Consider the following 26,873-nt stretch of genomic DNA (forward strand, 5'->3'; position numbering starts at 1 on the left):
TCGCAAAAATGCTGTATTCCTACAACCTATTTAGTTGCAAAATTAAAAAAAGAAAAATCAATTGATTAATAAACAAACAACGACAAGCTTAATAATTTTTTATTTTTGAGAGGAAATCTTTTGGAGGAGACCCTATCAGCCACATCCCACACACATATTTTTTACTTTGGCTGCTTCCTTCCGGACCTGACCTGATGAGCAAAAAAATGTTGCAAGAGGACCCATAGAGCCTCCATAGAGGAGGTGTATTATGCTTGATTCAGCAATTAATTACAATAATTTTTTAACAAAAAAGTAAATAACCTTTTTGTTGTAATAACAACAAAAAGGCTATTACTTACAAAACAATTTTTAAAAAACTTAATTATAAAGTTAAATTTTTCTCAATTCGTTCTCTAAATTTAATACCTGGTCTAAATGTGACAACTCGTCGAGCTGAGATATCTACACTCTCACCAGTTTTAGGATTACGACCTGGACGTGAATTTTTATCACGAACAGCAAAATTGCCGAATCCAGAAAGTTTAACTGGCTCACCTTTTTCTAAAGCAACGCGAATTTCTTCAAAAAAAAGTTCAACAAGGACTTTAGCTTCTTGACGATCGATATCAAATTTATCGGCAAGACGATCTGCAATATCAGCTTTAGTTAATGTCATAATTATCATTCTCTTAATAGGGCATTGAAACGATTCTGTAAAGCAATAACACAATTGCTTACAATGTTTGTTATATCTTCTTCTTCCAGTGTACGTGATTTGTCTTGTAAAATCAAACTGATAGCAAGGCTTTTTTGATTATTGTCAATTTTATCACCTTGATAAACATCAAACAAGTTAACTTTTACAAGTTGCTCACCACCAGCACGCTTACACTCAGAGATAATATCCGCTGCTGGAATTGTATTCGATACTACGACAGCTATATCACGTTTATTTGATGGATATTTTGATAACTCATGAGCAACAGGAACTTTTTTATCATTAATTTTAGCTAAATTTATTTCAAAAACAAGCGTTTTACTGTTTAAAGATAATTTTTTTTCAATTTCAGGGTGTAAAACACCAAAATTGCCGATAACTTCGCCATTAAAAAGGATTGTAGCACTTTGTCCAGGGTGTAATGCATCAAGTTCGGAACGTTGATATTCAATACCATCAGAACAGCCTAAAAGAATAAATAACTGTTCTAAATCCCCTTTTACATCATAAAAATCGATATTTTGTTTAGGTAATGTCCAATGTTCTTCATATAAACTTCCAGTAACAACACCAGATAACATTAATTCTTGACGAACACCAAACTCACAGCTTTCATCTGGTATAAATCGTAATCCTGTCTCAAATAATCGCATGCGAGATTGTTGGCGATTTTGGTTGTATAACACTGCATCTAATAAGCCAGACCATAAAGACAAACGCATAACCGACATTTCACTCGAAATTGGGTTTGGTAATGTAATCTGTGGTTGTTGTGGATGTAATGTTTGCTGAATTTTAGGGTCAACAAAACTATAAGTTACGGCTTCTTGATAGCCTTTGTCCACTAGTAGATTTTTTACTCTAGATAAGGAAATTTTATTTTCCGGTTTTGGTTTCATCACCGATTCAATTTTCATATTCACATTAGGAATATTGTTATAGCCATAAATCCGGGCAACTTCTTCAACTAGATCTTCTTCAAGTTGTAAATCAAATCGCCAGCTAGGTGATTTAACAGTCCAACTATCATCATTATAGGCAACTTCACAACCTAATCTTACTAGAATATCGGTAATCTTTTGGGTTTCAATATGATAGCCAATAATGCGATCAATTCTGTTTCGACGTAATTTAATTTTTGCTTGAGCAGGAAGCTCATTTTCATTCACAACTTCAGTAATAGGCCCTACTTCACCGCCACAGATATCAACAATCAATTGAGTTGCTCTTTCGATTGCAGCTGATTGTAAATAAGGATCAACACCTCTTTCATAACGATGAGAAGCTTCTGTATGTAAACCGTATTCACGAGCTTTACCAGTTATAGCTAATGGAGAAAAGAATGCTGATTCAAGAAAAATATCTTTCGTTGATGCAGTTACACCTGATTTTTCACCACCCATAATACCGGCGATTGCTAATGCTTTTTGCTGATCAGCTATGACTAATGTTTTTTCATCAAGCTTAACCTCATTACCATTGAGTAACACAAGCTTTTCATCTTTATTGGCATAACGCACAACAATGCCTTTGTCAATCTCAGCTAAGTCAAAAGCGTGCATTGGATGACCGAGTTCTAATAAAACATAGTTAGTAACATCGACAATGGCATCAACAGAACGAATACCGCCTCTACGTAACTTCTCTTTCATCCATAGTGGAGTTGAAGCATCAACTTTAACATTTTTGATAATGCGACCTAAATAACGAGGGGCTGCTTTAGCTGCATCAACCTGAATAGGTAAAGTATCATTTATTGTATGAGTGATATTTTCAACTTTTAGTTCTTTCATTGGGATATTGTTTACAGCAGAAATATCTCTCGCGACACCAATGATACCAAAACAATCGGCACGATTTGGTGTAACGCTAATATCAATCATTACATCATCTAAATTTAAATATTGTCTTATATCTTGTCCTAAAGGGGCGTCCTCTGGTAATTCAATAATTCCATTATGATCGTCAGAAATGCCTAACTCAGAATAAGAACACAACATCCCTTCCGATGGTTCACCGCGAAGTTTTGCTGCTTTGATTTTAAAATCACCAGGTAATACAGCGCCAATTGTGGCACAAGCTACGGTTAAACCTTGACGACAATTAGGTGCACCGCAAACAATATCCAATAATTCAGGTTTACCAATATCTACTTTGGTTACTCGTAATTTGTCAGCATTAGGATGTTGTTTACATTCAACAACTCTACCCACCACTACACCGGTAAAATCACCAGCAACTTTTTCAATATCATCTACTTCTAAACCAGCCATAGTTAACTGATCTGATAATTTATCGCTACTTATTTCTGGATTGATCCATTCACGTAGCCAACTTTCACTAAATTTCATGTTTTGATCTCCAGAACTAGTTAAATTGCTTTAAAAAACGTAAATCATTTTCAAAGAAAGAACGTAAATCTGTGACGCCGTAACGTAACATGGTTAATCTTTCGATTCCCATTCCAAATGCAAAACCACAATATTCTTCAGGATCAATACCTACATTACGTAACACATTAGGATGAACCATGCCACAGCCTAACACTTCTAACCATTTCCCATTTTTAGCTTTAATATCAACTTCTGCTGAAGGTTCGGTAAATGGAAAATATGCAGGTCTAAATCTTATTTCCATATTATCTTCAAAGAAGCAATGAAGAAAATCATGTAATAAACCTTTTAAATGCGTAAAACTAATATCTTTATCTACCAACAATCCTTCCATTTGATGGAACATCGGGGTATGGGTTTGATCATAATCGTTTCGGTAGGTTCTGCCTGGAGCAATAATTCGAATTGGTGGTTTTTGATTTTCCATGGTTCGAATTTGAACAGTAGAAGTTTGGGTTCGTAATAAACGTTTTGCATCAAACCAGAATGTATCATGATCAGCACGAGCAGGATGATGTGCAGGAATATTTAAAGCATCGAAGTTATGATAATCATCTTCTATTTCGGGTCCTGTTTCAACAGCAAAGCCTAATTCCCCAAAAAACTCAACCAAACGGTTAATAGTTTTAGTTACTGGATGCAATCCCCCTAATTCAAGTGATTTACCTGGAAGAGTAATATCAATGGTTTCATTTGCTAATTTTGCATTAAGAGCCTGACGCTCTAAAAAGTGACGTTTTTGATTTAATAACTCAACAACTTCTTGCTTTGCATCATTAATTTTCTGACCTATGGTTGGCCGTTGTTCAGCTGGAACATCACGTAAAGACGCCATTTGCATGGTAAAATAGCCCTTTTTACCAAAATATTCCACTCGAATCTGTTCGATAGTATTAATATCATTAGCACTTTCAATAGCGGATTTGGCATTGCTTACCAGTTCAACTAATTGAGACATACAGTTCTCCTGCTTATTGTTTATTACATAAAAAAAGCCTCTTCTGAGGCTTTTATAATTATTTTTCGTTTCTCATTTGCCTCATAAACGAATGAGATTATCGAAGCTAAAAAAGAAATGAAAAATAACTAAATTCATAATCAATCAACTCTTAAATATCGTTAAAACAATAAAAGCCGAGATAACCCGGCTCTTATAAAGCTATTAAAGTGCAGCTTTTGCTTTTTCAACTAATGCAGCGAATGCATTTTTATCGAATACTGCGATATCTGCAAGGATCTTACGATCGATTTCAATTGAAGCTTTCTTTAAACCATTGATAAAACGGCTGTAAGATAAACCACATTGACGAGCAGCAGCATTGATACGAACAATCCATAATTGACGGAATTGACGTTTACGTTGACGACGGTCACGATACGCATATTGTCCAGCTTTAATTACTGCTTGGAAAGCAACACGATATACGCGTGAACGAGCACCATAATACCCTTTTGCTTGTTTTAAAATTTTCTTGTGACGTGCACGAGCAATAACACCACGTTTAACACGAGCCATAAACTATATCCTCTAAATAATTAATCAATAAATTAAGCGTATGGAACACACGCCACTACTAAACCTAAATCGCCTTTTGACACAGTAGTCAAACCACGTAAATGACGTTTACGTTTAGTTGATTTTTTAGTTAGGATATGGCTCTTGTTAGCTTGCTTATGCTTAAAGCCACCAGATGCTGTTTTTTTAAAGCGCTTTGCTGCGCCTTTTACAGTTTTAATTTTAGGCATTTTATAAATTTCCACTTCGCATTGTTAATAAAAATAAAATAATGGTGTAATTTTTAGCAAACTAAAAATTAGCTTGTTGAACCATTATTTCTTCTTCGGCGCTAACACCATTATCATTTGACGACCTTCAATCTTAGTTGGATAAGATTCAATGATAGCCAAATCAGCCAAGTCTTCTTTAATGCGATCAAGCATTTCAGTACCTAACTGTTGGTGAGCCATTTCACGTCCACGAAAACGCAACGTAACTTTAGCTTTATCGCCATCTTCAAGAAAGCGTATCAGGCTGCGGAGTTTTACCTGATAGTCGCCTTCGTCTGTACCAGGTCGGAATTTAATTTCCTTAACCTGAACAACCTTTTGCTTCTTCTTCTGTTCTTTTGTTGCTTTACTCTTTTCATAGAGGAACTTGCCATAATCCATAATTCGACAAACAGGTGGCTCTGCATTAGGACTTATTTCAACTAAATCTAACGTTGCTTCTTCAGCTTGTTTTAAAGCTTCGTCTAAGCTAACAATGCCGAGCTGTTCACCATCGACGCCGGTTAACCTCACCTCGCGAGCAGTAATCTCATCATTGATTTTGTGCGCGCGTGTTGACTGAATTCGTTTACTGACTTTAATATCTCATTCCTCCAAATTAATTTATCATTAATTCATTTGTTCTAATGAACGACTATGAATTTCATTAAGCAATAATTCTATAACATGTTTCACTTCAAAGCTACCAAGATCTTTACCTTGGCGAGTTCGAACTGAAATTGTTCCTGATTCTATCTCTTTGTCTCCACAGACAAACATATAAGGAACGCGTTTTAGAGTATGCTCACGAATTTTAAACCCTATTTTCTCATTTCTCAAGTCCGCTTTTGCTCTAATGCCAACTTTTTGTAGTTGCTCGGTTAATTGTTTGGCATAATCGGCTTGATTATCAGTGATATTAATAACCGCTACTTGTAATGGTGCCAACCAAGTTGGGAAGAATCCAGCACAATCTTCGGTCAATATGCCCATGAAGCGTTCCATTGAACCAAGTATAGCTCGGTGAATCATAACAGGAACATGACGTTCATTATCTTCACCAACATAAGTTGCATCTAATCGCTCTGGTAACATAAAGTCAAGTTGAACTGTACCACATTGCCATGCTCGACCTAAGCAATCATGTAAAGTAAATTCAATTTTTGGACCATAGAATGCCCCTTCACCAGGTAAATATTCAAATTCAATGCCATTTTCTTGCAAACATTCAGCTAAATCTTTTTCTGCTAAATCCCAAGTTTCATCCTTACCAATACGTTTTTCTGGACGAGTCGATAATTTAACCGTGATATCTTTAAAGCCAAATGTACTATAAGTATCATAGACCATTTTGATACAATTATTTACTTCACTTCGAATTTGCCCTTCAGTACAGAAGATATGTGCATCATCTTGAGTAAAACCTCGAACTCGCATTAAACCATGCAAAGATCCAGAAGGTTCATTACGATGACAACTACCAAATTCGGCCATACGTAATGGTAAATCGCGATATGATTTTAGGCCTTGATTAAAAATCTGTACATGGCCTGGACAGTTCATTGGTTTAATGCAGTATTCACGATTTTCTGATGAAGTAACAAACATTAATTCTTTATAGTTGCCCCAATGCCCTGTTTTTTCCCAAAGTACACGATCCATCATAAATGGACCTTTCACTTCTTGATAATCATATTCTTTCAGTTTGGTACGAACAAAAACTTCAAGTTCACGGAAAATAATCCAACCATCATTATGCCAAAATACCATACCTGGTGCTTCTTCCTGCATATGATACAGATCAAGTTGTTTACCAATTTTACGATGATCGCGTTTTGCCGCTTCTTCTAAAAATTGTAAATAACTGTCGAGTTGTTTTTTATCTGCCCATGCAGTTCCATAGATGCGTTGTAACATTTTGTTATCACTATTACCACGCCAATAAGCGCCAGCAACTTTTTGTAATTTAAAATGGTGACAAAAACGCATATTAGGCACATGTGGTCCACGACACATATCAATATATTCTTCATGATGATAAAGTGCTGGAGTAGAATCTTTAGGAATGTTTTCATCTAAAATAGCAATTTTATAAGGTTCGTGACGTTCCCAAAAGACTTCTCTTGCACGTTCCCAACTCACTACTTCTTTTTTAACTGGGTAATCTTTTTTGGCCAATTCATGCATGCGTTTTTCTAAAGCATCAAGATCTTCCTGAGTTAAAGAGTGATCTAAATCGACATCATAATAAAAGCCATTATCAATGGTAGGCCCGATAGCCATTTGAGTATTAGGCCATAATTGTTTTATGGCATGTCCTAATAAATGTGCACAAGAATGACGGATAATTTCAAGTCCATCTTCATCTTTAGCGGTAATAATAGATAAGGTTGCGTCATGCTCAATAACATCACACGCATCTTTACGTTCACCATTAACACGGCCTGCGATACAGGCTTTAGCAAGCCCTGCACCAATACTTTGTGCAACTTCTAATACAGTAACAGGTTTATCAAATTGACGTTGACTACCATCAGGAAGAGTAATAATTGGCATAATAAATCCTTATAACAGTGGTGCGCCACACGAAAGCGCACATGCGTACATAAATAAATAGACGGAGTATACTATCACTTATCATGAGGATTTTAAATAGGCTTGAACTTGATTTAAAAATAGATTTATCTCTAGTGATTAAATACATCCTGATTTCATAACGAATAAAAACAGACATTACCCTATTTTTAATTATTAATAGCCTTTTTAGTGATTATTTTTGATTAGGAATCAATAAAACGATGTTGTAATCGAATATGAAAATAATAGTTATGACCTAGCTATTATTCACTAATTAAAAAGCTAGGTCTCAAAACAGATTATAATTCGGTTAAATATGTTTGTGGTATAATAGGCATCGGGCCGCTTTGAGTACAAACATATGCAGCGATGTGATTGGCTTTACTATTAATTTCTTGTAATTGTTTGCCTTTTAAATATAGCACGCTGCTTATTGCCATAAATGAATCACCAGCACCAACAGTATCAATTGGGGTGATTTTTTCAGCAGGACAATGATTCTGTTCATTTTTAGTAATAAGATGACTACCTTCACTACCACAGGTATAAATTAACAACTCAAGTTGATAATGTTCATTTAGATAATTGAAAAGCGCTTGCGGATCAGCTTTTATCTTCAATAAATCAGCAACAATTGGTAATTCTTCATCATTTAACTTTAAGATATTGGCATGTTCAATACACAAAAGTAAAGTCGCGTTATTATAATCATTTTGACGTAAATTAATATCAACAATAATTTTGCTTCGTTGTGATCGATGATTAACAATCTTTTGCAATAGTTCGTGATTATGTATATTACGTTGAATTAAACTGCCGAAATAGATTGCATCTAAATCATCTTGCTGAATAAGTTCTAATAATTGATCTGTTAATTGAATATCATCCCAAGCAACAGGATTAACAATATCATAAGTGGGTTTACCGGCTGAATCTAATTTAACTAATACCGTTCCAGTTGGATAATTTGCAGATATTTGAATTTGTTGTGGGATTTGCAGTTTTTCAATCTGTTCACGTAATTCTCTACCATTGTCGTCATCGCCAATTGCTGAAACTAATATTGCATTTGCTCCAGCTGATTTAGCATGATAACAAAAGTTGGCGGCAGCTCCGCCAATCTTTTTCCCATTAGGTAAACAATCCCATAAAAATTCACCTATTGCAACAATCTTTATGTCATTCATCTTCGATTAACCCTTGTTTGACATCAATATTTTTTTCCATACTATCGGCTTGCTTCTGCCAATCATCAAATTGACCATATGCAGTATAAATCGTTGAACCGGTAGGTAATTCTGGATACTCATTTTCACCATTAGTACCCCAATTAACCCAACCGGAATCTTTACGTTGAACAATTTGATAACGTCCGACAATATTACTCGTATACCAAACCATAGCATAACCTGATTCGGGATTTATTTCAGCCGTTTTATTTGCAGCAAGTGGAAAAATCGTTTGTTCTGGCACACTATTAACATCTACATCTTTAGCAAATAATACTTCTTTGTTTCGAGCGCTATTATGCACAACATGATGAGCTTTACGCAGAATGGTTTTGACATGTGATTTTATTTCTTCATCACTTAAAATACCTTCTTTAACACAAAATAGGCGCCAGAAGAAATCCCAAGAAACTGCATTAATATTATCACCAATAGACTCTCGATAGAGTCTTGCATTTGGTGGAAGTTGATCTAGTGGTTGCGATAAAATTCGATTAACTTCATCAGCTAGAATATTGGCATAAAGATCACCTTGACGATAAAATGTACCGCCATAGCTAGCAAAACGAGAAAATACCACATTATTTTTACCACTTTCATACTCATCACCAACGGTGATCTTATTTATGACCGGCATACCATCAACAGAAGTTTCAAAATCATCAACATTATAAGTACGCCTAAACCATGGTGATTGATAGAAAAACTCCCAAACAATTGAAAATGATTTATCATGCAAAGCTGGATCTAAGCCATTAGGGATTTTACCATTAAAACGATAACGACAATAAATTGGACCTTCAACCTCTGTTTCACACTCTACGATGGTATGCTCAGGCGGATTAATTAATCCATTGGCAGGAGTAAAAAAGGGTCCATAAAAACCACCTATAGCATTAGAGCAATCTTTAATCAAATTACGACCTTCTGCTTTAGCAGAAAAGTAACGAATACCCCATTTCCCATATGATGTCCCGTCTGCAGTACCACGACATAATTCTAAAATATAGTGGCCTGTATCAAGTCTTTTTACACCATCATTCAAAGTAGGCACTAGTTGTTTTATGCCATTTGCATTATCTACAGGCGTTTTCTCATCAAGATACAAAGTATAATTTTCAACTAACTGGTCTAAATTAGTTACTATAAAGACGATTGAGCAAGCAGAGATTAGTGTATTGGTATCATCATAAACGATATCAAACAATTGATGAGGTATAACTTTCCCTTGCTCATTAACTAGTTTTAATTTAGACGGATCTATTGGCTGTTCTTTGAAAAAAAGACGCGCGATTACCGGTTCATTATGTCGAGTAATACCATCTGGGTTATTTAACATCAAAGTACATTTTTTCATTTTATTGTCCTATTAATTAAATTTGCTATTATTCATACATTTAAAAACAAATTAGTCTAAATTAGTTTGCTTTCTTGCGTTTTAGCATATCGACATAGACGGCTAAAAAGATGATTACGCCTTTTGCAACTAATTGCCAAAATGAATTAACCCCCAATAAATTCAAACCATTGTTAATAATGCCGATAACTATCACACCTAAAATAGTGCCACTAATACGACCTATTCCACCTGACATTGAAATACCCCCAAGTACACAAGCGGCTATCGCATCCATTTCATAACCTTGTGCAACTGATGGTTGTCCTGAATACATTCTTGCAGCCAGCACTATTCCTGCGAAAGCAGCTAAAAAACCGGCAATGGTATATACAATGATTTCAACACGTTTAATGGCTATACCTGATAATCTCGCAGCCTCACGATTACCACCGAGAGCATAAATATAAGTACCTAAACGCGTTCGATTAACAACCACCAACATGACTACTATAAATACCAACATATAGATAACTGGATATGGAATCATGCCTAAGTAACCTGTACCTATGCTGGTAAACCCCTCATCAAAAATACGAATTGATTGACCACCACTATAAATATAACCTACGCCACGAGCGATCATCATCATTGCTAATGTAACGATGAATGGAGGAATACCTGTATAAGCAATAGCGACACCATTTGCCGCACCACATAAAGTACCAATAAATAAACCCAGCATAATAGCTGGAACAATGCTCATTTCACCGATTGAAATAAATCCAACTGTGAGTGTACCCGCCATAGCGACGATCGAACCTACCGATAAATCAATACCACCCAATATGATGATCAATGTCATTCCTAACGCTAAACACATATTAGTGGATACTTGTCTTAACACTGAGAGCATATTTTCTTGGGAAAGAAATACCGGACTAGCAAAACTTAAAATGATACTAATTAATAGAAGCGCAATTAAAATCCCTATATTATTAGTAATAAAATTTTTGAAACTTCTAATAATGATATTATTGGTTATTGTAGAGTGATGATAGCTCATATCATCTGATTGTTTCATAGATTGGCTAGCCATTTTAAGCTCTCCCTGTTGCTAATTTCATAATTTTTTCCTGTGTTAATTCTGATTGCGATAATTCACCTTGAATTTGTCCATTCGCAACAACACAAACACGATCACACATATTGATAATTTCTGGTAATTCTGAGGAAATCATAATAATAGCCATGCCACTTGCACAAAGTTCATCAATGATTTGATAAATTTCGGCTTTAGCACCAATATCAATTCCTCGAGTAGGTTCATCTAAAATGATGATTTTCGGTTTAGTTGCTAGCCACTTAGCTATCACAACTTTTTGTTGATTTCCGCCACTAAGCTGACCAACAATTTTGTCAGCATCTGGGGTTTTTATATTGAGCTTATTAATATAGTATTGAATGATATCTTTCTGTTTTTGTTGATTAACAAAACAACCATGCATAAATTGTTTCAATACTGTTAATGTTAAATTGAATGCGATACTATTACCTAAAATAAGACCTTGTTTTTTTCTATCTTCAGGAACTAAAGCTATTCCTATATCAATAGCATCTTGCGGCGATTTGAGCTTAACAAGCTGATTGTCAAAATAAATTTCACCACTATCATATTGGTCTGCGCCAAAAACTGCTTGCATGATTTCACTCCTACCTGCCCCCATAAGACCGGCAAAACCTAAAATCTCTCCTTTCTTTAAATGAAAATTAACGTTATTAAATACTCCTTTTTTCGAAAGATTTTTAACTTCTAATAAACGTTCTCCATTTTGTTGATAGTGACGTTGATAATAATTATTTAAGTTACGCCCAACCATCAATTTGACTAATTCATCAATATTGGTTTGTTTAGTATTGACGGTATCTATATAACTACCATCCCTAATTACAGTTATTCTGTCTGTGATAGTAAATAACTCATCCATACGGTGAGAAATATAAATGATACTTACGTTATGTTCGGTTAGTTTTTTAATCATAATAAAAAGCTGCTCAACTTCTTTATCAGTTAAAGAAGAAGTAGGCTCATCCATGATCAAGATACGAACGTTAAATGAAATAGCTTTAAGGATTTCGATAAGTTGTTGTTGTGCTATGGTTAACTCATGTACAGGACGTAACACATCGATCGTTAATCCCATGCTTTCCATCATTATTTTGGCTTTGGTGATCATTTGACGATGATCTTTAAAACCCATGCGTGTTCTTGGTTCTCGGCCTAAGAAAATATTTTCATATACACTAATATAAGGAACTAAGACAATCTCCTGATGAATAACATTAATTCCTCTTGCTTGTGCATCTTTAATACCATTAATTATCTCAGTTTTACCATTAATCTTAATTTCACCGGCATCTGGTTTATAGATGCCGCCAATAATTTTGATTAAGGTTGATTTGCCAGCGCCATTTTCGCCCAACAATCCATGAACTTCACATTGTTTAAGGTTAAAGTGCATATCTTTTAACGCATGGACACCAGCAAATTTTTTTTCTATATGAGATAGTTGTAATGCAACTTGTTCCATATAAATATCACCTTATTGATTTCAATAGATATAACTTGATTAAAGTCAATGATTACTGCCAGACTTTTACTCCATATTGATCAATCATTTCTTTGGTAATTGGAAAAGTTGGTACTAATATTTCTTTAGCAACGCTTTCTCCAGCTAAAACCTTTTTACCAACTTTATAGGTTTCTTTAGCTAATTGAATTGGTGCTTGGGCAACTGTTAACGTTATATCTCCATCGCTAAATGCTTTTTTACCGTCAGGAGAACCATCAACAGTATAGACTTTAACATTTTTAAGTTTATTTGATGCTTTCAATGCAACGACAACACCTAAAGCAGAAGGATCATTTACGGCAAAAAATGCTTGTAAATCAGGATGAGCTTGAATAATATCTTCGGCAATTGGCATGGTGACCTCTAAAGCACATTTGCCATTTTGTTGAGAAAGGACTTCAAATTTACTTCTGTTTTCGCCTAATCCGGCATAAAAGCCATCAGCTCTTAAAACGCTAGCACGGTTGAAAGGACAATCAATAACAGCAATTTTAGCGCCATTAGGATAATCTTTAGCCATTTGTTCACCATTAATTTTACCAGCCAAGAAATTATCTGAAGCCACAGTGCTAACCACTAAATCATCATCACTAATAGGATTATCAATCACCACTACCGGGATCTGTTTTTGTTTTGCAGCCAATAATCCTTGGCGGATACCTTCAGAATCAACGGCGATTAAGTAAATAATATCAACTTTTTGATTAATGACATCTTCCATCATTGAAATTTGCTTAGCTTGATCATATTGAGGATCGACAAGAATGTATTGATCGCCATTTTGTTTGGCGATTTCAGAAAATGTATCAGATATTGCTGTAAAAAATGAATTGTTTAAAGTTGAAGTGATAAAAGCAAACTTTATAGGTTTTTTATCATCAGCATTTACAAGTTGAAAACAACTTGTAAAAAGAAAGAATGTAATTGTTAAAAACGATGCTATGAATTTTTTCATAAACCCACCTCGGATAATCAAATGATTTATAATAATAATTTCCTTAAATACTAAAACTCAAAAATATTTTGCAATATATTTTGAGTAAATTCAGTCTAATTATCTGCAACAAGGTTAACAATATTAATCTATTTCTTTTTATTATTTATGATATCAAAGTCACTTTTTTTAAGAACTTGTAAAATTTAATTTATCAAGTTTAATGGTTATGTCATACTAGTTATATTCAATTAAAGTTATATAGGTAAAATAATGGCAAATAAAAGTGAGCAGATTTATCAGGAAATATTATTGCAGATCAAAAGTGGAATTTTAGATTGTAATAGTACCCTTCCGTCTTCATCTGATTTAAGCTCAATATATAAGACTTCCCGGCCAACGATCAGTAAAGTATTTTCAAGATTAAAAACAGAAGGTTATATTGAAGGTAAACAAGGTGGTAAGTTTTATGTTAGACACCCCAAAAATCAACAAGTAAGCAAATATATTTTTGGAATATTGGCTCCTCGTTTAGAACAAGATGAAAGTAGAATGATTCTTGACAGTTTATATTCTGAGATAGCAAGTTTAGCCAATAATTATCAGTTTTCTCTTTTATGGGCAGGGATGCTGACCAAAAGTCAGGATATACAATCTATTTTAAATGACGTAGAAAGAGTCATCATTAATTATACAAAAAATAATATTAACGGAATATTTTTCACACCTTTAGAGTTTCACCCTTACGCGAATATCATAAATAAAAGAATAATGGATTATCTGGCACTCTACAATATTCCTTGTATATTGTTAGAGAGAGACTATTGTGTTTTCCCTTCTCGAGGTAAAGCTGACTTAGTTAGTATTGATAACATTGCTGCAGGTTACGTTGTCACAAATTATTTTATTGAAAAGAAAAATGCTCGAATAGCATTTGTATCAAAAAGTGATTCAGCTAATACCGTTGCTTTAAGAACAATTGGGTATAAACAAGCACTATATGATGCAGGAATTACAAAAATTAACGATTGGATAATTCAAGTGCCACAAATTGATGAAAAAGTAATTAATCAATTGGCAAAATTGAACATTAAACATGTAGTTTGTGGTAATGACTTTACGGCAATGCAATTAATCTCATTGAATCAAAGAATAAATCCAAAACAAAAATTATTTACGATTAGCTTTGATGATGCTGATTATGCAGGTCATCTATCTACCCCACTGTCTACTTATAAACAACCGTTAGCAAGTATAGCTTTGACTGCGGTAGAAACTTTAATTCAAAGGATAAATAATCCAACCTTACCAATTCGTACTATATACGTAAATGGTGAATTAGTTATCCGTGCATCAAGTGGAGCATAATATAGAACTCATTATTCAGTCGATAAAATACAGCCAACAAAATTAATATATATTTATATAATATTCAAATATATAATATTGTATATATAATTACTAAACATAATTAGAAAAGGAAATCTTAATGAATAAATTTTATAACATATATAATGTATTAATGATTGGCTTAATCAGTTTAATTTTAAGTGGATGTCAACAAGCAATCAATTCAAAAGCCGCAAATGATAGAGGAATAGGAACACAATGGGGGGATGGGGTCGAATCTCATGTTCGTGAAGTTAAATTAGATCGCATTAATAACACACCAATAGACGTTGCGGTAATTCATTATTCTAAGAAAGTTTTTGTGCATGGAAAAAAAGTTCAAGAACTCATGCTCAATGGCGATGTGGGTATGTCAATAATTGATGATAACAATAACAAATGGTCGCTTTTCAAACAGGATGATGAAATCAATATGCTTGGTGAAGAAGGTAAAAGTTATCAACTTTATTATGTTAATTATTCAAGAAATACTTATGAAATTGTAGCAACTGTTGATGGATTAGATGTTATCAACGGAAAAGCTGGTTCATTGAACAATAATGGTTATATTTTAAGACCGTATAGTACGCTATCAATTAAAGGGTTCCGAAAAAATGATAGTGAAGTAGCCTCATTTACATTTTCACAAGCATCTAAAGCTTATGCAAATCATACCGATGAAGGTTCAGCGAACAATATTGGGGTGATTGGTACAGCAATTTTCCAATTGGAAAGTGGTAATCAATATAAGAAATCACCGAATTCTAACGCTTTCCCTGCCGATAGTTATAATAGCAAATATGCTAAACCACCAAGATACTAAGTTTAATCGAGTAAATTATAATTAATAAACTATTCCGCCAATAATCATTGGTGGAATAGAGAAATCAAAAACTAAATTTTCAAAAATAACTCTCTACTCTTAAAAGGTTTTGAACCTATATAAGGTTTTAAAGCCATTCGAGTAAAACGTTTAGCAGCTTTAAGCGTATCTATAGTTAGAAACTCTCTTTTACCCAATGCTATGACCTGTTCGCCGGTGAAACTGGTACTATTTTGTAGCAAACTACTAATAAAACCTTTTTCTGATTGATATTGATAATGCATGGTTTCAACAATATCATCGCCCGTTGCACTGCAATGAAAAAAGTCAACGTGATAGCCTAAATTCTCAAGTAATGCCAATTCAAATGTACGCAATACATTTTCAGCTGACATTTGTTGTGCCAATTGTTGTAGGCTTATCAAATAATCATCAAATAGCGTATTAGTTTCAGTTTCAGCTAATAGGACTCGATCTAATAGTTCATTTAAATAAAAAGCGCTGTACAGAAAAACTGATACAAGTGGTAATGTCAGAGATATTGCTTCAACCTGACGCAAATTCTTAATTTCTCCTTGACCTGAATACTGAACAATTAATGGCGTAAAAGGTTGTAAAATTCCCTTCAATACTGATTTTTTACGTCTAGCCCCTTTAGCTAGAATAGTTACTTTTCCTACATTCTCAACAAATAAGTCAACTAATAAGCTACTTTCGCTATAGGTACGCGTATGAAGAACAAATGCTCTTTGCCAATTTTCCATCAATGATATCCGTCAATAAAAACGCTTGTTTTTTTATTCAAAAAAAGAGAGTGATTAAAAATTGTATGATTTAGGCAATTTTAATCTGAAATTTTGTTAAAAATCCGATATAATCAATAGTTAATTATAGGATAATAACAAAAGAGTAACTATGGAACTATTTTCAACAATATTACTTCTGGTATTAATTGTATCACTTTCTGGTGTTGTTATAAAAATGTTGCCGATCCAAATTCCTTTGCCATTAATGCAAATTTTATTGGGTTGCCTTTTAGCTGCTTTGGGTGTGTATTTGAAATTTGATCCAGAACTCTTTCTTGTTTTATTTATACCTCCCTTACTGTTTGCTGATGGTCGAAAAACTTCGGTGAAAGATTTTGTCTACAATTTTAGAGAAATTGTCGGATTAGCACTGGTATTAGTCGTAATTTCTATTATTGCGCTAGGATATCTACTTTATTGGATGCTTCCAAATGTTGAATTGCCAGCAGCTTTAGCATTAGCAGCAGTTCTATCTCCTACCGATGCCGTTGCTCTTAGTGGAATTGTCGGTAAAGGAAGAATTGAAAAAGAAAAAATGGAAATCATTGAAGGTGAAGCATTAATGAATGATGCTTCTGGCCTTGTTTCATTAAAATTTGCCATCGCAATAGCCGCAGGCGCTTTGCAATTTAACCTATTACAAATCAGTATTTCATTTTTCGTTGTTGCAATTGGTGGACTTGCGGTTGGGGTTTTATTCACTTGGTTATATGCACGTATCTTACGTAAAATAAACCAATTAACTCATAATGATCCTGCTATTCAAATTGTATTACTATTCTTACTACCATTTGCGGCTTATATCATAGCGGAAGAATGTCATTGTTCTGGAATTTTAGCTGCTGTTAGTGCAGGTATGACAGTAAACCAATCAGGCATGATGCGCAATGCACCATTAACTGCTCGCCTACAATCTGATAGCACATGGTCAATGTTAACCTTCGTATTTAATGGTTTTGTATTCCTTTTATTGGGTATTCAATTGCCTAGTATCTTATCAACTACCTTTACAGAAAATCAGACCGATGCTTCAATTGAATTATGGCAATTATGTTTGATTGTTTTATTTGTTTTCGTAGTCTTAATGGGTACTCGATTCGCATGGTTATGGGCAATGAAACATATGCCAACAATGCCTTTCGGCACAAAACGCCCATTAGCATTCAGAGCCTATACCAATCGTGATCTTTGGATTTCCACATTTGCTGGTGTCCGTGGGGCAATTACTTTAGCTGGTGTATTATCAATTCCAATGACTATCGGTGGTCGTTACCAATTAGTATTTATTGCTGCTGGGATTATATTAGTATCATTAATTTCAGCTGTAATCATATTACCTATCCTATTACGTGGTAGTGTTATTTTGGACAATTCCGAACAAGATAATGAGATTTTAACTGTTAAAGGACAAATGGCAGAAGAAGCTATCGTTAGCCTAGAAAAAATGCAAACTAGTCTTTTACAAGAAACCTCAGAAGAAGGTTTAGATCAAGAGATTATTCATGAAGTCGGATCGCGGGTAATTGGTTCATTAAGACGTAGAACAGGACTTAAAGATTTAGAACAAAAAGCACTTGAGGCTGAAAATCTAGAAAGACGTATGCGTTTGGTGGCAATTGGTGCTGAACGTACAGCATTACTTCAAATGAAAATTCGCAATGAAGTGAGTGAAGAAACGTATGAACATCTGAATACAGATTTAGATATTTATGAGAAGATGATTTCTGGAGATGCATAAATGATTGGCAACAAACACCAATTACTTGGCAAAATTCATTCTCAATTTGTCGATAAAGCACCACAAGTGTTAGGTTTAACTTTACGCTGTATACCTTTCGACTTGAAAAAACGAACGATTGAACAATTATTGCAATTACAATTCAAAAATTCGCTGGAAGATGGTGATCTTGATTTTTTAGAAAATCGTTGGCTTAAAATACAAGTAACAGATCTGCAATTAGTTTGGTTTGTGAGCTTAATTGATAACAAACTAGTTGTGAGTCGCGAAGAAATTCCTGATGTTAGTTTCATTGGTAATGCTAATGATTTGATTATGATTGCGACTAGAAGACAAGATCCTGACACACTATTTTTCCAACGTCGACTAATTGTTGAAGGTGATACAGAATTAGGTCTTTATGTAAAAAACCTAATGGATTCAATTGAAATAGAAGCTATGCCAAAGTTTTTAAGAATAACACTGGAAAAATTAGCAGATATTATTGAAAGTGCTCCTAAAGACTGAATCACACTAAAAGGGAATAATAAATTCCCTTTTTTTATTAACTGATATTATTTAAATAGCAATTATTTTTAGTAAATAGTAATTATTTTTATTGAAAAATTGGTATTGATTAAATTAATATGCATATTAACGATGGATCATTACCTCGTTAATTATTCTCTACCTGCCCCATCTCTTACCCTCAAAACAATGTTAGCTTTGCATAAATATAATGGAGAGAACCAATTATGAGTAATCTAACAAAAGCACTATTATTTTTTATTTCCTTTATCATCGCTATGCCAGGGTTTTGTACTGATTTTTACAATAGAAATGAAGGTGATTATATTATTAAAAACTTTCAATTTAATGATGGTAATACGGTCAAAAATCTAAAAATTCACTATGTCACACTCGGAAATCCTAAAGGCAAACCTGTTTTAATTTTACATGGCACAACTGGTGATGGTAATTCTATGCTTAATGATAGTTTCGGGCATGCATTATTTGATAAAGGAAAACCGTTAGACGCTGAAAAATATTTTATTATATTACCTGATGCAATTGGTACGGGAAAATCATCAAAACCTTCTGACGAACTAAAAGGAAATTTTCCTCATTATGATTATGGTGACATGGTTAATGCTCAATACCAACTATTGAAAAATGGATTAGGCATAAATCACCTTGAACTTATTATTGGTAACTCAATGGGGGGCATGAACACCTGGTTATGGATAACTAAATATCCCGACTATATGACAGCTGCAATTCCAATGGCAGCAACCCCTGCCCCAATATCTAGTCGAAATTGGATTATGAGAAAAATGCTTATCAATTCAATTAAGGAAGATCCTGACTGGAACAATGGTTTTTATACTAAACAACCGGAAAAATTTCAAACTGTTTATAATTATTATGACATAGCAACTAATGGTGGCGATATTGCTTGGCAAAATAAAGCCTATAATACGGCAAAAACAGAAGAAATATTATCAGACAAGTTAAAAGAACGTGTTAGCATGGATACTAATGACTTTTTATATCAATGGGATGCCGCAAGAAACTTTGATCCAACACAAGATTTAACTAAGATTAAGGCGTTTATTTTAGTTATTAACTCAGAAGATGATGAAAGAAATCCGCCAAATACTGGTGTAATGCAAAAAGCGTTGAAAAATATTGTAGCAGCCAAATATTATCTTATCCCTGCCAGTGACAAAACCAGTGGTCATGGCACTACAATGAATGCGAACCTTTGGATTGAGCAATTAAAAATATTTTTAAAAGAAATCGACACCTATTACTAAATTAAAATATCGATTAAAGGTGAATATATCCCTATATTCACTTTTAATATTCTGATTAGTAATGCAAAGATAATATGACTCTTCAAAAACAAACATAATAAAGTAACAATATAAATTTCATCACGTTTTAACTATATCTAATAAGTCTTATACAATTCCTTTTGCTGTAGATAATTTTAAATAAAATATAATCTGATGTTACTCAAGTTACAGTTATCAGCCATAATGGCGTATAAAATTATATAGCGACTAATTAGCTAAAATGAACTTAAAAAATCTCTAGTAATCAATATGTTTTATCTTTTTTTTCTATATTTCTTAAGTTTATACACTTCGACTTTAGGAGCCATCGCTTTTTTAATTGCTCTAGCTTCCTCTAATTTTATACGCTCAAGTTCATTACGCTTTTCTTTCTCTTCTGCTAATAATTTATCTTTAGCTTCTTTACACTCTTGAATTACCGATATTGCTGATAGAAAAAATATACCAAGAAAGAAAATAATAAAAATACTTAAAAAAATATTATCTAACGGTGTTTCGTTGCCCGTTCCTCTACTAGAATGGAAAGTATGAAAAGAATAAGTACGAAACCGAGGAACATATGTTCTATAATGAGCAACGCCATAAGCATTTTGTATAACAGTAATAAAAAAGACCAACACTAAGATAATTTTTGTTTTCATTATTAACACTTTTCACTGATAAACTTGTTGTCATTACCCTGAATTTTTTCTATTTGTCGATTTCTATCACATTCCCATTGTTCAGGTGGATACATGAATTACCGCATGGTATACCTTTATTACAGTTTTTAGTATCACAATTTGCAGTAAACACGAAACAAATAGCTAAAACAAGGATAATTTTTTTGCGAAATCCATTTCGAAACACCAATACTGAAATAATAATTTGTTTTATATTCCATGTAAGCTAGCTTAAAAGCATGATCATCAACAGAAAGCTGATAATATCACTCTTTTTTTAGATAACGAATTAATAAGAATTAAAGTGAAATAGTTATTTTAATTCTGATAACCCTGGTAAACTTAATAGCATGCAATATAGCCAAAAAGATTTTTTATTAATTAATCTAATTATAACAATAAGTTAAATGATAAATCAAGGTAACTAATATAGCATTATCAAGAGCTGAGATTAACAAACGTGGTAATGAAAAATGTGGTATAAAAAATAAGCTCATTAATAATTTATTTGACATATCTTCCCTCCATAAAATATGACAACATCAAATTTGTGACGGTGTAACATTTATATTTAGGATTAACTGAAATATTATTAATTAAATTTAACAGATTAATTATTCAAAATAAATTTACTATAAAATCTTTTCTATCAATAGTAGAACTAGCAAAAATAATTTCTGTAATTGATCGTAAAGTCAGTTTAATTATTACCTTGATTTTTCATTAATGATTAACTATTAAAATTTTTTTATTGTTACATCACTGTATTGTTCATAAATAAAATTAACTAAATAATGATATAATCAATTGAAATTAAAATGAAAACTCAAGAGCAAAATAACGTAATGAAAAACGATCAAATACAGCCGACTTTTTACTTTCACGATTACGAAACTTTTGGCATCAATCCAGCTTTAGATCGTCCAGCACAATTTGCCGGCATTAGAACAGATAGTGATTTTAATATTATTGAAGACCCCTTAGTCATTTATTGTCAAATAGCGCAAGACTATTTACCCAATCCTGAAGCAGTTCTTATTACTGGTATTACACCACAAAAAACAAATCAAAGTGGCTTATGTGAAGCTGAATTCACCAAATTAATCCATCAAGAATTTAACCGACCGAATACTTGTATCTTAGGTTATAACAATATCCGCTTTGATGATGAAGTGACTCGCAATATTTTGTATCGTAATTTTTATGATCCTTACTCTTATAGTTGGCGTAATGGTAATTCACGGTGGGATCTACTTGATGTCGTTAGAGCATGTTATGCATTAAGACCTGAAGGTATTAACTGGCCAACAAATGATGCTGGTTTACCGAGTTTTCGTTTAGAAGATTTAACTAAAGCGAATAATATTGCCCACGAGCATGCCCATGATGCAATGTCAGATGTTTATGCTACTATTGCTATGGCAAAACTTATCAAACAAGCCCAACCAAAGTTATTCAATTATTTCTTTAAATTACGTAATAAAAACAGAGTTGCCGAGCTTATTGACGTTGTAAATATGACACCTATTGTTCATGTATCAGGAATGTTAGGTAGCCATAGAGGTAATATGTCATTAGTCTGCCCTATTGCATGGCATCCAACGCAAAATAATGCAGTTATAGTCTGTGATCTAGCTGGAGATATTGATTCAATTATTGATTTACCTGTCGAGACTATCCAGGAAAAACTTTACACTAAAACAGCCGATCTTGAGTTAGACGAGCAGCGTATTCCCTTAAAACTGATTCATATAAATAAATGTCCAATTATTGCGCCGTTAAGCACATTATTAGCTGATAACGCAAAACGTTTTAATTTAGATAAACAACAATGTTTAATTAATCAACAAAAACTTCTGCAAAACCAAAATAAATTACAGGATAAAATGCGTGAGCTATTTAGTATCAATAATGATTATCCAGTTAACAGTGATGTTGATGCGCAAATTTATAGTGGATTTTTAAATGGTCAAGACCTATTACGTTGTGAAACTATACGAACTACACCAATTCATTTATTAGAAACTTTATCAATCACTTTCGATGATCCACGATTAACCACATTATTCTTTCGCTACAAAGCGAGAAATTATCCACAAACATTAACCGAACAAGAACAGCGTATTTGGCAAGATCACTGTCGAGATAAACTCAATACCATTGAGATACAAAATTATTTACAATCACTGGAACAACTTGCAGAAATTTATATACAGAAACCGGAAAAGCTTACTTTATTAAAACAGCTTTACCAATATTGTCATTATTTAGTTGGATAATTAAATTACAGGGGCGTATTATATATTTCTAATTTTAGCTCTCCGCCCTTTCTAAACGACGGGCATACCGTCAATATTTAATTTTAAGACAATTAGTGTATAAACCATGAAACATTTTTTAGCCAAACATGCAACAATTAAGCATCGACTTTATTCTTTATATTACACACTATTTAGTTATGGTCGTGGATTAATTATTTTAACCCTATGTTTATGGGCCGGTAACATTGTTTCGGCAATCTTACCAATCATGATCCCTGGTAGTATTATTGGTCTATTAATCTTGTTTTTTTTATTAGCTTTTCAACTTATACCAACGCGTTGGATCAAAAACAGTTGTAACCTCTTTATGCGCTATATGACTGTGCTATTTATTCCTGCAGCAATGGGAATCATGGATAATTATTCACTGCTTTTAGCTAATTGGCTGCCGATTATCTTTGCCAGTGTTGGCGGTTCAATTATTGTTTTATTTTTAACGGCATATCTTACTGAGCGTTTGCATAAACCAGCGCTAAAATCGGCTGATAATAAGGGGAAACAATCATGATATGGATGCTACCATTAACTGTTTTAGTTTTTCTTGTGATTCGTAAAATTTCCTTTAAAATCAAAAATCCATTATTTAATCCACTAGTGATTTCGGTTATTGTTTTAATTCCTATTTTATTAATTACACACACTAGTTATATTGAATATGTAAAAAATGTTCAAATTATTAATGATTTACTTCCATACTCGGTTGTTGCTTTAGCCTATCCTTTGTTTGAATTAATCCCACAAATCAAAGCCCGTTGGAAATCCATCATGATAATCACCTTTACCGCTTCAATTGCTTCTATGGTGACGGGAGTATGTATTGCATTCTGGTTAGGAGGTAGTGATGAAATTGCCGCCTCGGTACTACCTAAATCAGTTACTACTGCCATAGCGGTAACTATCGCAGAAAATCAAGGTGGAGTTCCATCTATTGCCGCATTATGTGTAATATTAGTTGGAACTTTAGGTGGAATTTTTGCTCATCAATTATTAAATTGGGCTAAAATCAAAACAGCTTCCGCCAGAGGTTTATCAATCGGTGCTGTATCACATGCTGTTGGTACTGCACGCTGTATTGAAGTAGATTATAATGAAGGAGCTTATAGCTCTTTATCACTAGTACTATGTGGTATTATGACTTCATTGACAGCACCATTTTTATTTCCAATAATGGTATTTATTTTTGATTGGTTTTAGCATGATATTAAGAAAATTTATTGCTTATTTAATTACCTTTCTACTGTTTTTAATAGCGGTAATAATTAGTCTCGACTATTGGATAAGCTATAAAACAGCACCTTACATTTATCATGATGAAAATAAACTCCCCTATCGAACAATTGGTGTAGTATTAGGTACATCTAAATATGTAAAAGGTGGTGGAATTAACGGTTTTTATCGCAATCGTATCGATGGCGCTATTGATCTATATTGGCAAGGAAAAGTCGATTATCTGTTAGTAAGTGGTGATAATGCGCATTTAAATTATAATGAACCAATTACGATGCAAAAGGATCTGATTAAAGCAGGTATCCCCAAAGAAGCGATTGTATTAGATTATGCTGGTTTTAGAACCTTCGATTCAGTTGTTCGGGCTAATAAAGTTTTTAATGCTGATGATTTTACTATTATTACGCAAGAGTTCCATTGCGAACGTGCTATTTTTATTGCTCTTGCGCAAGATATTCAAGCACAGTGTTTTGCCGTTCCAGCACCCAAAAGTATGAAGTTAGTTCGCATAAGAGAGATGCTAGCTCGTGTTAGTGCTTTTATTGATTTATATATAATGAATCAAAAACCTAAATATCTTGGACCTATCATCCCTATCATAAATAATGATGAATAAATTAAGCTAAAATCTGTAAAAATTTTGAGGAAAGGGGTTTTTTAAGCTCTTAATACATACAAATTCGTTAAATTATCAATTAGAATTACATTTATATATTTCTTTTCTATCAATAAAAATATCAGTATAGTAAATATTTTTAATTACATCTAATTGATTTAATATAATATTATCCAATAATAAAAATTGAAAATTTTATTTTTTTGCTTAAAAATTAACTTATAAAGTATTTGTCTAATATTTTAGATTGCATTTTTATGCAAAAAAAAGTAATATTTAGTCAATTAAAATTTAAACAATTTATCTAATACTAATGAATATTGAATTAAGCCATATTAACTGTTTTTATGGTACACATCAGGCATTGAACGACGTTTCTTTATGTTACCCTTTAGGTGAAACAATTGTTTTACTTGGTCAGAGCGGTGCAGGTAAAAGTTCTTTGTTGAAAGTTTTTAATTTACTTGAAATTCCTACATCAGGTGAAATGACGATTGCTGATTCGCATTTCGATTTTTCGCAAAAAATAAGTGAATCAACAATTCGAACATTACGTAAAAATGTCGGTATGGTTTTTCAAAATTACAACCTATGGCCACATTTGACCGTTTTGGAAAATTTGATTGAAGCGCCATGCCAAGTATTAAAATTATCAAAACAAGAAGCTAGTGATAAAGCTATGTCAATCTTAGCTCGTCTACAAATTGATGAAATGGCGCATCGCTACCCTCTCCATCTTTCTGGAGGCCAACAGCAACGAGTTGCTATTGCTAGAGCATTAATGATGGAGCCGAAAATTTTGTTATTTGATGAACCAACAGCGGCATTAGATCCAGCAATTACATCACAAATTGCTGAGATTATTAATGAACTGTCACAAACCGGAATTACACAAATTATTGTTACTCATGAAGTCGATTTTGCACGTAAAGTTGCTTCACAAGTGATTTACATGGAACAAGGTAAGATTATTGAACAGGGACAACTTGAGTGTTTTGCTCATCCAAAAACCGAAGAGTTTAAAGCTTACTTATCACATTAACATTAATTAAAACCAGATTGGGTGGAAATATGAAAAAAACATTACTAGCGATTTTATTTGCTGGATCTGCTTTTGCAGCTCAAGCAGCAGAAACATTAACTATTGGTACCGAAGCAACTTATGCGCCTTTCGAATTTACTAATGATAAAAATGAAATTGTTGGTTTCGATATTGACGTTATGAATAAGCTTTGTGAAGAAATGAAAGTATCTTGCAAAATTGTTAATCAATCATTCGATGGTTTAATTCCTAGCCTTAAAACTCGTCGAATTGATGCGGCAATTGCTGGTATTGATGTTACTCCAGAGCGTCAAAAACAAGTTGCGTTCACTAAAATCTACTATGATGACAGCTCAATTCAATTTATTACTTTGAAAGACTCATTAACCAGTCTTGATCAATTGAAAGGTAAAAAAGTTGGTATTCAAAAAGGTACAACGTATTCAAAATACTTAAATGAAAAGTACCCTGATGTTAAAGCAGTAAGTTATGACAGCTATCAATTCGCTTTTCTAGATTTAAAAGCAAAACGTATTGATGCCATTGTTTCAAGCTCATTTGTTGCTGGAGAATGGTTAGGTAAGGATGCTGAGATTGTTGCTTTGGGTGACAAAATTACCGATCATGAATTCTTTGGTGAAGGTTTAGGTATCGCTTTACGTCAAGGAAATGATCAATTACTTGAACAATTCAACCAAGCAATTGATAAATTAAAAGCAAATGGTGAATTAGATATTATTTATAAAAAATGGTTTAGTAAATAATCTTATTTACTAAAATCTGTACGTTGAGATCTCGCCGCATACTCTGCGGCGAGTTTATTTTTTAATTTAATTACGGTT

Annotated in this window: 26 protein-coding genes and 1 other RNA gene; 11 read left to right on the top strand and 16 right to left on the bottom strand. The window is 33.3% G+C overall.

Translation table 11 applies throughout. The features are described 5' to 3' along the window. Positions 1-130 precede the first annotated feature (130 nt). The 13 genes from ffs to H3U97_RS03665 all read right to left on the bottom strand — a co-directional run bounded on the left by ffs (position 131) and on the right by H3U97_RS03665 (position 13,590). Positions 131-226: signal recognition particle sRNA small type (gene ffs, locus H3U97_RS03605), an RNA gene on the bottom strand. Between the two features lie 138 nt (positions 227-364). Beyond that, complete coding sequence (locus H3U97_RS03610; protein WP_034882129.1) at positions 365-658, bottom strand: integration host factor subunit alpha; 294 nt, start codon at positions 656-658, stop codon at positions 365-367. 5 nt (positions 659-663) lie between these two features. Next, positions 664-3,051, bottom strand: coding sequence for a phenylalanine--tRNA ligase subunit beta (gene pheT, locus H3U97_RS03615; RefSeq protein ID WP_198198169.1), 2,388 nt, complete (start codon positions 3,049-3,051; stop codon positions 664-666). 16 nt (positions 3,052-3,067) lie between these two features. After that, positions 3,068-4,051 carry a phenylalanine--tRNA ligase subunit alpha gene (pheS, locus tag H3U97_RS03620; RefSeq protein WP_198192046.1) on the bottom strand — a complete coding sequence of 328 codons (984 nt, stop codon included), beginning with the start codon at positions 4,049-4,051 and terminating at the stop codon, positions 3,068-3,070. A gap of 204 nt (positions 4,052-4,255) precedes the next feature. Further along, positions 4,256-4,609, bottom strand: coding sequence for a 50S ribosomal protein L20 (rplT, locus tag H3U97_RS03625; protein ID WP_024496189.1), 354 nt, complete (start codon positions 4,607-4,609; stop codon positions 4,256-4,258). Between the two features lie 32 nt (positions 4,610-4,641). Next, on the bottom strand, positions 4,642-4,839 hold the full coding sequence (gene rpmI / locus H3U97_RS03630; RefSeq protein WP_065557738.1) for a 50S ribosomal protein L35: 198 nt from the start codon (positions 4,837-4,839) through the stop codon (positions 4,642-4,644). 84 nt (positions 4,840-4,923) lie between these two features. Continuing rightward, positions 4,924-5,463 (bottom strand): translation initiation factor IF-3, encoded by a 540-nt coding sequence (gene infC, locus H3U97_RS03635; RefSeq protein WP_065612958.1) that lies wholly within the window; start codon positions 5,461-5,463, stop codon positions 4,924-4,926. Positions 5,464-5,490: 27 nt separating this feature from the next. Further along, a complete protein-coding gene (thrS, locus tag H3U97_RS03640) occupies positions 5,491-7,416 on the bottom strand; it encodes a threonine--tRNA ligase (protein ID WP_065578754.1) in 1,926 nt (641 codons plus the stop codon). Between the two features lie 320 nt (positions 7,417-7,736). Beyond that, entirely contained in the window at positions 7,737-8,624 is an 888-nt protein-coding gene (locus H3U97_RS03645; RefSeq protein WP_198198171.1) for a carbohydrate kinase, read from the bottom strand. Next, positions 8,617-10,023 (bottom strand): hypothetical protein, encoded by a 1,407-nt coding sequence (locus H3U97_RS03650; RefSeq protein WP_198198173.1) that lies wholly within the window; start codon positions 10,021-10,023, stop codon positions 8,617-8,619. The genes H3U97_RS03645 and H3U97_RS03650 overlap by 8 nt, the downstream gene beginning before the upstream one ends. Positions 10,024-10,084: 61 nt before the next feature. Next, positions 10,085-11,068, bottom strand: a complete 984-nt coding sequence (locus H3U97_RS03655) for an ABC transporter permease (RefSeq protein WP_081298904.1) — start codon at positions 11,066-11,068, stop codon at positions 10,085-10,087. A gap of 34 nt (positions 11,069-11,102) precedes the next feature. After that, positions 11,103-12,593: a sugar ABC transporter ATP-binding protein gene (locus H3U97_RS03660; protein ID WP_198198176.1), complete on the bottom strand. Its 1,491-nt coding sequence runs from the start codon at positions 12,591-12,593 to the stop codon at positions 11,103-11,105. A 52-nt stretch (positions 12,594-12,645) separates the two neighbouring features. Then, positions 12,646-13,590 carry a sugar ABC transporter substrate-binding protein gene (locus H3U97_RS03665; protein WP_065578758.1) on the bottom strand — a complete coding sequence of 315 codons (945 nt, stop codon included), beginning with the start codon at positions 13,588-13,590 and terminating at the stop codon, positions 12,646-12,648. Between the two features lie 252 nt (positions 13,591-13,842). Between H3U97_RS03665 and H3U97_RS03670 the strand changes: the two genes are divergently transcribed. Then, positions 13,843-14,937, top strand: a complete 1,095-nt coding sequence (locus tag H3U97_RS03670; RefSeq protein WP_198198178.1) for a GntR family transcriptional regulator — start codon at positions 13,843-13,845, stop codon at positions 14,935-14,937. A 121-nt stretch (positions 14,938-15,058) separates the two neighbouring features. Beyond that, entirely contained in the window at positions 15,059-15,781 is a 723-nt protein-coding gene (locus H3U97_RS03675; RefSeq protein ID WP_065612952.1) for a hypothetical protein, read from the top strand. A 71-nt stretch (positions 15,782-15,852) separates the two neighbouring features. Here the strand turns inward: H3U97_RS03675 and recO are convergent, their stop codons facing one another. After that, positions 15,853-16,545, bottom strand: coding sequence for a DNA repair protein RecO (recO, locus tag H3U97_RS03680; protein WP_198198181.1), 693 nt, complete (start codon positions 16,543-16,545; stop codon positions 15,853-15,855). Positions 16,546-16,696: 151 nt separating this feature from the next. Here recO and H3U97_RS03685 point away from each other — a divergent pair, with 151 nt between their 5' ends. From H3U97_RS03685 to H3U97_RS03695, 3 genes are all read left to right on the top strand, one after another. Further along, complete coding sequence (locus tag H3U97_RS03685; protein ID WP_198192049.1) at positions 16,697-18,325, top strand: Na+/H+ antiporter; 1,629 nt, start codon at positions 16,697-16,699, stop codon at positions 18,323-18,325. Then, entirely contained in the window at positions 18,326-18,832 is a 507-nt protein-coding gene (locus H3U97_RS03690; protein ID WP_065578763.1) for an SCP2 domain-containing protein, read from the top strand. A 227-nt stretch (positions 18,833-19,059) separates the two neighbouring features. Then, on the top strand, positions 19,060-20,121 hold the full coding sequence (locus tag H3U97_RS03695) for an alpha/beta fold hydrolase (protein WP_198198183.1): 1,062 nt from the start codon (positions 19,060-19,062) through the stop codon (positions 20,119-20,121). Positions 20,122-20,417: 296 nt separating this feature from the next. On the opposite strand, the gene H3U97_RS03700 is transcribed toward H3U97_RS03695, so the two are convergent. Both H3U97_RS03700 and H3U97_RS11575 read right to left on the bottom strand, forming a co-directional pair. Beyond that, positions 20,418-20,804: a hypothetical protein gene (locus H3U97_RS03700; protein ID WP_034903748.1), complete on the bottom strand. Its 387-nt coding sequence runs from the start codon at positions 20,802-20,804 to the stop codon at positions 20,418-20,420. 2 nt (positions 20,805-20,806) lie between these two features. Continuing rightward, entirely contained in the window at positions 20,807-20,899 is a 93-nt protein-coding gene (locus H3U97_RS11575; protein WP_122983216.1) for an endonuclease, read from the bottom strand. 771 nt (positions 20,900-21,670) lie between these two features. Here H3U97_RS11575 and sbcB point away from each other — a divergent pair. From sbcB to H3U97_RS03735, 6 genes are all read left to right on the top strand, one after another. Further along, positions 21,671-23,104 (top strand): exodeoxyribonuclease I, encoded by a 1,434-nt coding sequence (gene sbcB, locus H3U97_RS03710; protein WP_198198385.1) that lies wholly within the window; start codon positions 21,671-21,673, stop codon positions 23,102-23,104. A 106-nt stretch (positions 23,105-23,210) separates the two neighbouring features. Next, positions 23,211-23,654, top strand: coding sequence for a CidA/LrgA family protein (locus H3U97_RS03715; RefSeq protein ID WP_198198185.1), 444 nt, complete (start codon positions 23,211-23,213; stop codon positions 23,652-23,654). Then, positions 23,651-24,340 carry a CidB/LrgB family autolysis modulator gene (locus H3U97_RS03720; protein ID WP_198198187.1) on the top strand — a complete coding sequence of 230 codons (690 nt, stop codon included), beginning with the start codon at positions 23,651-23,653 and terminating at the stop codon, positions 24,338-24,340. Before H3U97_RS03715 ends, H3U97_RS03720 begins: the two co-directional genes overlap by 4 nt. A 1-nt stretch (position 24,341) precedes the next feature. Beyond that, complete coding sequence (locus H3U97_RS03725; RefSeq protein ID WP_065612947.1) at positions 24,342-24,989, top strand: vancomycin high temperature exclusion protein; 648 nt, start codon at positions 24,342-24,344, stop codon at positions 24,987-24,989. Between the two features lie 313 nt (positions 24,990-25,302). Continuing rightward, positions 25,303-26,031, top strand: a complete 729-nt coding sequence (gene artP, locus H3U97_RS03730; RefSeq protein WP_065578769.1) for an arginine ABC transporter ATP-binding protein ArtP — start codon at positions 25,303-25,305, stop codon at positions 26,029-26,031. A 29-nt stretch (positions 26,032-26,060) separates the two neighbouring features. After that, positions 26,061-26,795, top strand: coding sequence for a transporter substrate-binding domain-containing protein (locus H3U97_RS03735; protein ID WP_086362507.1), 735 nt, complete (start codon positions 26,061-26,063; stop codon positions 26,793-26,795). Positions 26,796-26,873 lie beyond the last annotated feature (78 nt).

Source organism: Gilliamella sp. W8128 (genome assembly GCF_016100545.1).
Taxonomy (GTDB): Bacteria; Pseudomonadota; Gammaproteobacteria; order Enterobacterales; family Orbaceae; genus Gilliamella; species Gilliamella apis.

Excerpts from the sequence above, each read along its gene's own strand:
- H3U97_RS03610 (WP_034882129.1), bottom strand. The coding sequence starts at position 658 with ATGACATTAACTAAAGCTGATATTGCAGATCGTCTTGCCGATAAATTT.
- pheT (WP_198198169.1), bottom strand. The coding sequence starts at position 3,051 with ATGAAATTTAGTGAAAGTTGGCTACGTGAATGGATCAATCCAGAAATA.
- pheS (WP_198192046.1), bottom strand. The coding sequence starts at position 4,051 with ATGTCTCAATTAGTTGAACTGGTAAGCAATGCCAAATCCGCTATTGAA.
- rplT (WP_024496189.1), bottom strand. The coding sequence starts at position 4,609 with ATGGCTCGTGTTAAACGTGGTGTTATTGCTCGTGCACGTCACAAGAAA.
- rpmI (WP_065557738.1), bottom strand. The coding sequence starts at position 4,839 with ATGCCTAAAATTAAAACTGTAAAAGGCGCAGCAAAGCGCTTTAAAAAA.
- thrS (WP_065578754.1), bottom strand. The coding sequence starts at position 7,416 with ATGCCAATTATTACTCTTCCTGATGGTAGTCAACGTCAATTTGATAAA.
- H3U97_RS03645 (WP_198198171.1), bottom strand. The coding sequence starts at position 8,624 with ATGAATGACATAAAGATTGTTGCAATAGGTGAATTTTTATGGGATTGT.
- H3U97_RS03650 (WP_198198173.1), bottom strand. The coding sequence starts at position 10,023 with ATGAAAAAATGTACTTTGATGTTAAATAACCCAGATGGTATTACTCGA.
- H3U97_RS03655 (WP_081298904.1), bottom strand. The coding sequence starts at position 11,068 with ATGAGCTATCATCACTCTACAATAACCAATAATATCATTATTAGAAGT.
- H3U97_RS03660 (WP_198198176.1), bottom strand. The coding sequence starts at position 12,593 with ATGGAACAAGTTGCATTACAACTATCTCATATAGAAAAAAAATTTGCT.
- H3U97_RS03665 (WP_065578758.1), bottom strand. The coding sequence starts at position 13,590 with ATGAAAAAATTCATAGCATCGTTTTTAACAATTACATTCTTTCTTTTT.
- H3U97_RS03670 (WP_198198178.1), top strand. The coding sequence starts at position 13,843 with ATGGCAAATAAAAGTGAGCAGATTTATCAGGAAATATTATTGCAGATC.
- H3U97_RS03675 (WP_065612952.1), top strand. The coding sequence starts at position 15,059 with ATGAATAAATTTTATAACATATATAATGTATTAATGATTGGCTTAATC.
- recO (WP_198198181.1), bottom strand. The coding sequence starts at position 16,545 with ATGGAAAATTGGCAAAGAGCATTTGTTCTTCATACGCGTACCTATAGC.
- H3U97_RS03685 (WP_198192049.1), top strand. The coding sequence starts at position 16,697 with ATGGAACTATTTTCAACAATATTACTTCTGGTATTAATTGTATCACTT.
- H3U97_RS03690 (WP_065578763.1), top strand. The coding sequence starts at position 18,326 with ATGATTGGCAACAAACACCAATTACTTGGCAAAATTCATTCTCAATTT.
- H3U97_RS03695 (WP_198198183.1), top strand. The coding sequence starts at position 19,060 with ATGAGTAATCTAACAAAAGCACTATTATTTTTTATTTCCTTTATCATC.
- H3U97_RS03700 (WP_034903748.1), bottom strand. The coding sequence starts at position 20,804 with ATGAAAACAAAAATTATCTTAGTGTTGGTCTTTTTTATTACTGTTATA.
- H3U97_RS11575 (WP_122983216.1), bottom strand. The coding sequence starts at position 20,899 with ATGTATCCACCTGAACAATGGGAATGTGATAGAAATCGACAAATAGAA.
- sbcB (WP_198198385.1), top strand. The coding sequence starts at position 21,671 with ATGAAAAACGATCAAATACAGCCGACTTTTTACTTTCACGATTACGAA.
- H3U97_RS03715 (WP_198198185.1), top strand. The coding sequence starts at position 23,211 with ATGAAACATTTTTTAGCCAAACATGCAACAATTAAGCATCGACTTTAT.
- H3U97_RS03720 (WP_198198187.1), top strand. The coding sequence starts at position 23,651 with ATGATATGGATGCTACCATTAACTGTTTTAGTTTTTCTTGTGATTCGT.
- H3U97_RS03725 (WP_065612947.1), top strand. The coding sequence starts at position 24,342 with ATGATATTAAGAAAATTTATTGCTTATTTAATTACCTTTCTACTGTTT.
- artP (WP_065578769.1), top strand. The coding sequence starts at position 25,303 with ATGAATATTGAATTAAGCCATATTAACTGTTTTTATGGTACACATCAG.
- H3U97_RS03735 (WP_086362507.1), top strand. The coding sequence starts at position 26,061 with ATGAAAAAAACATTACTAGCGATTTTATTTGCTGGATCTGCTTTTGCA.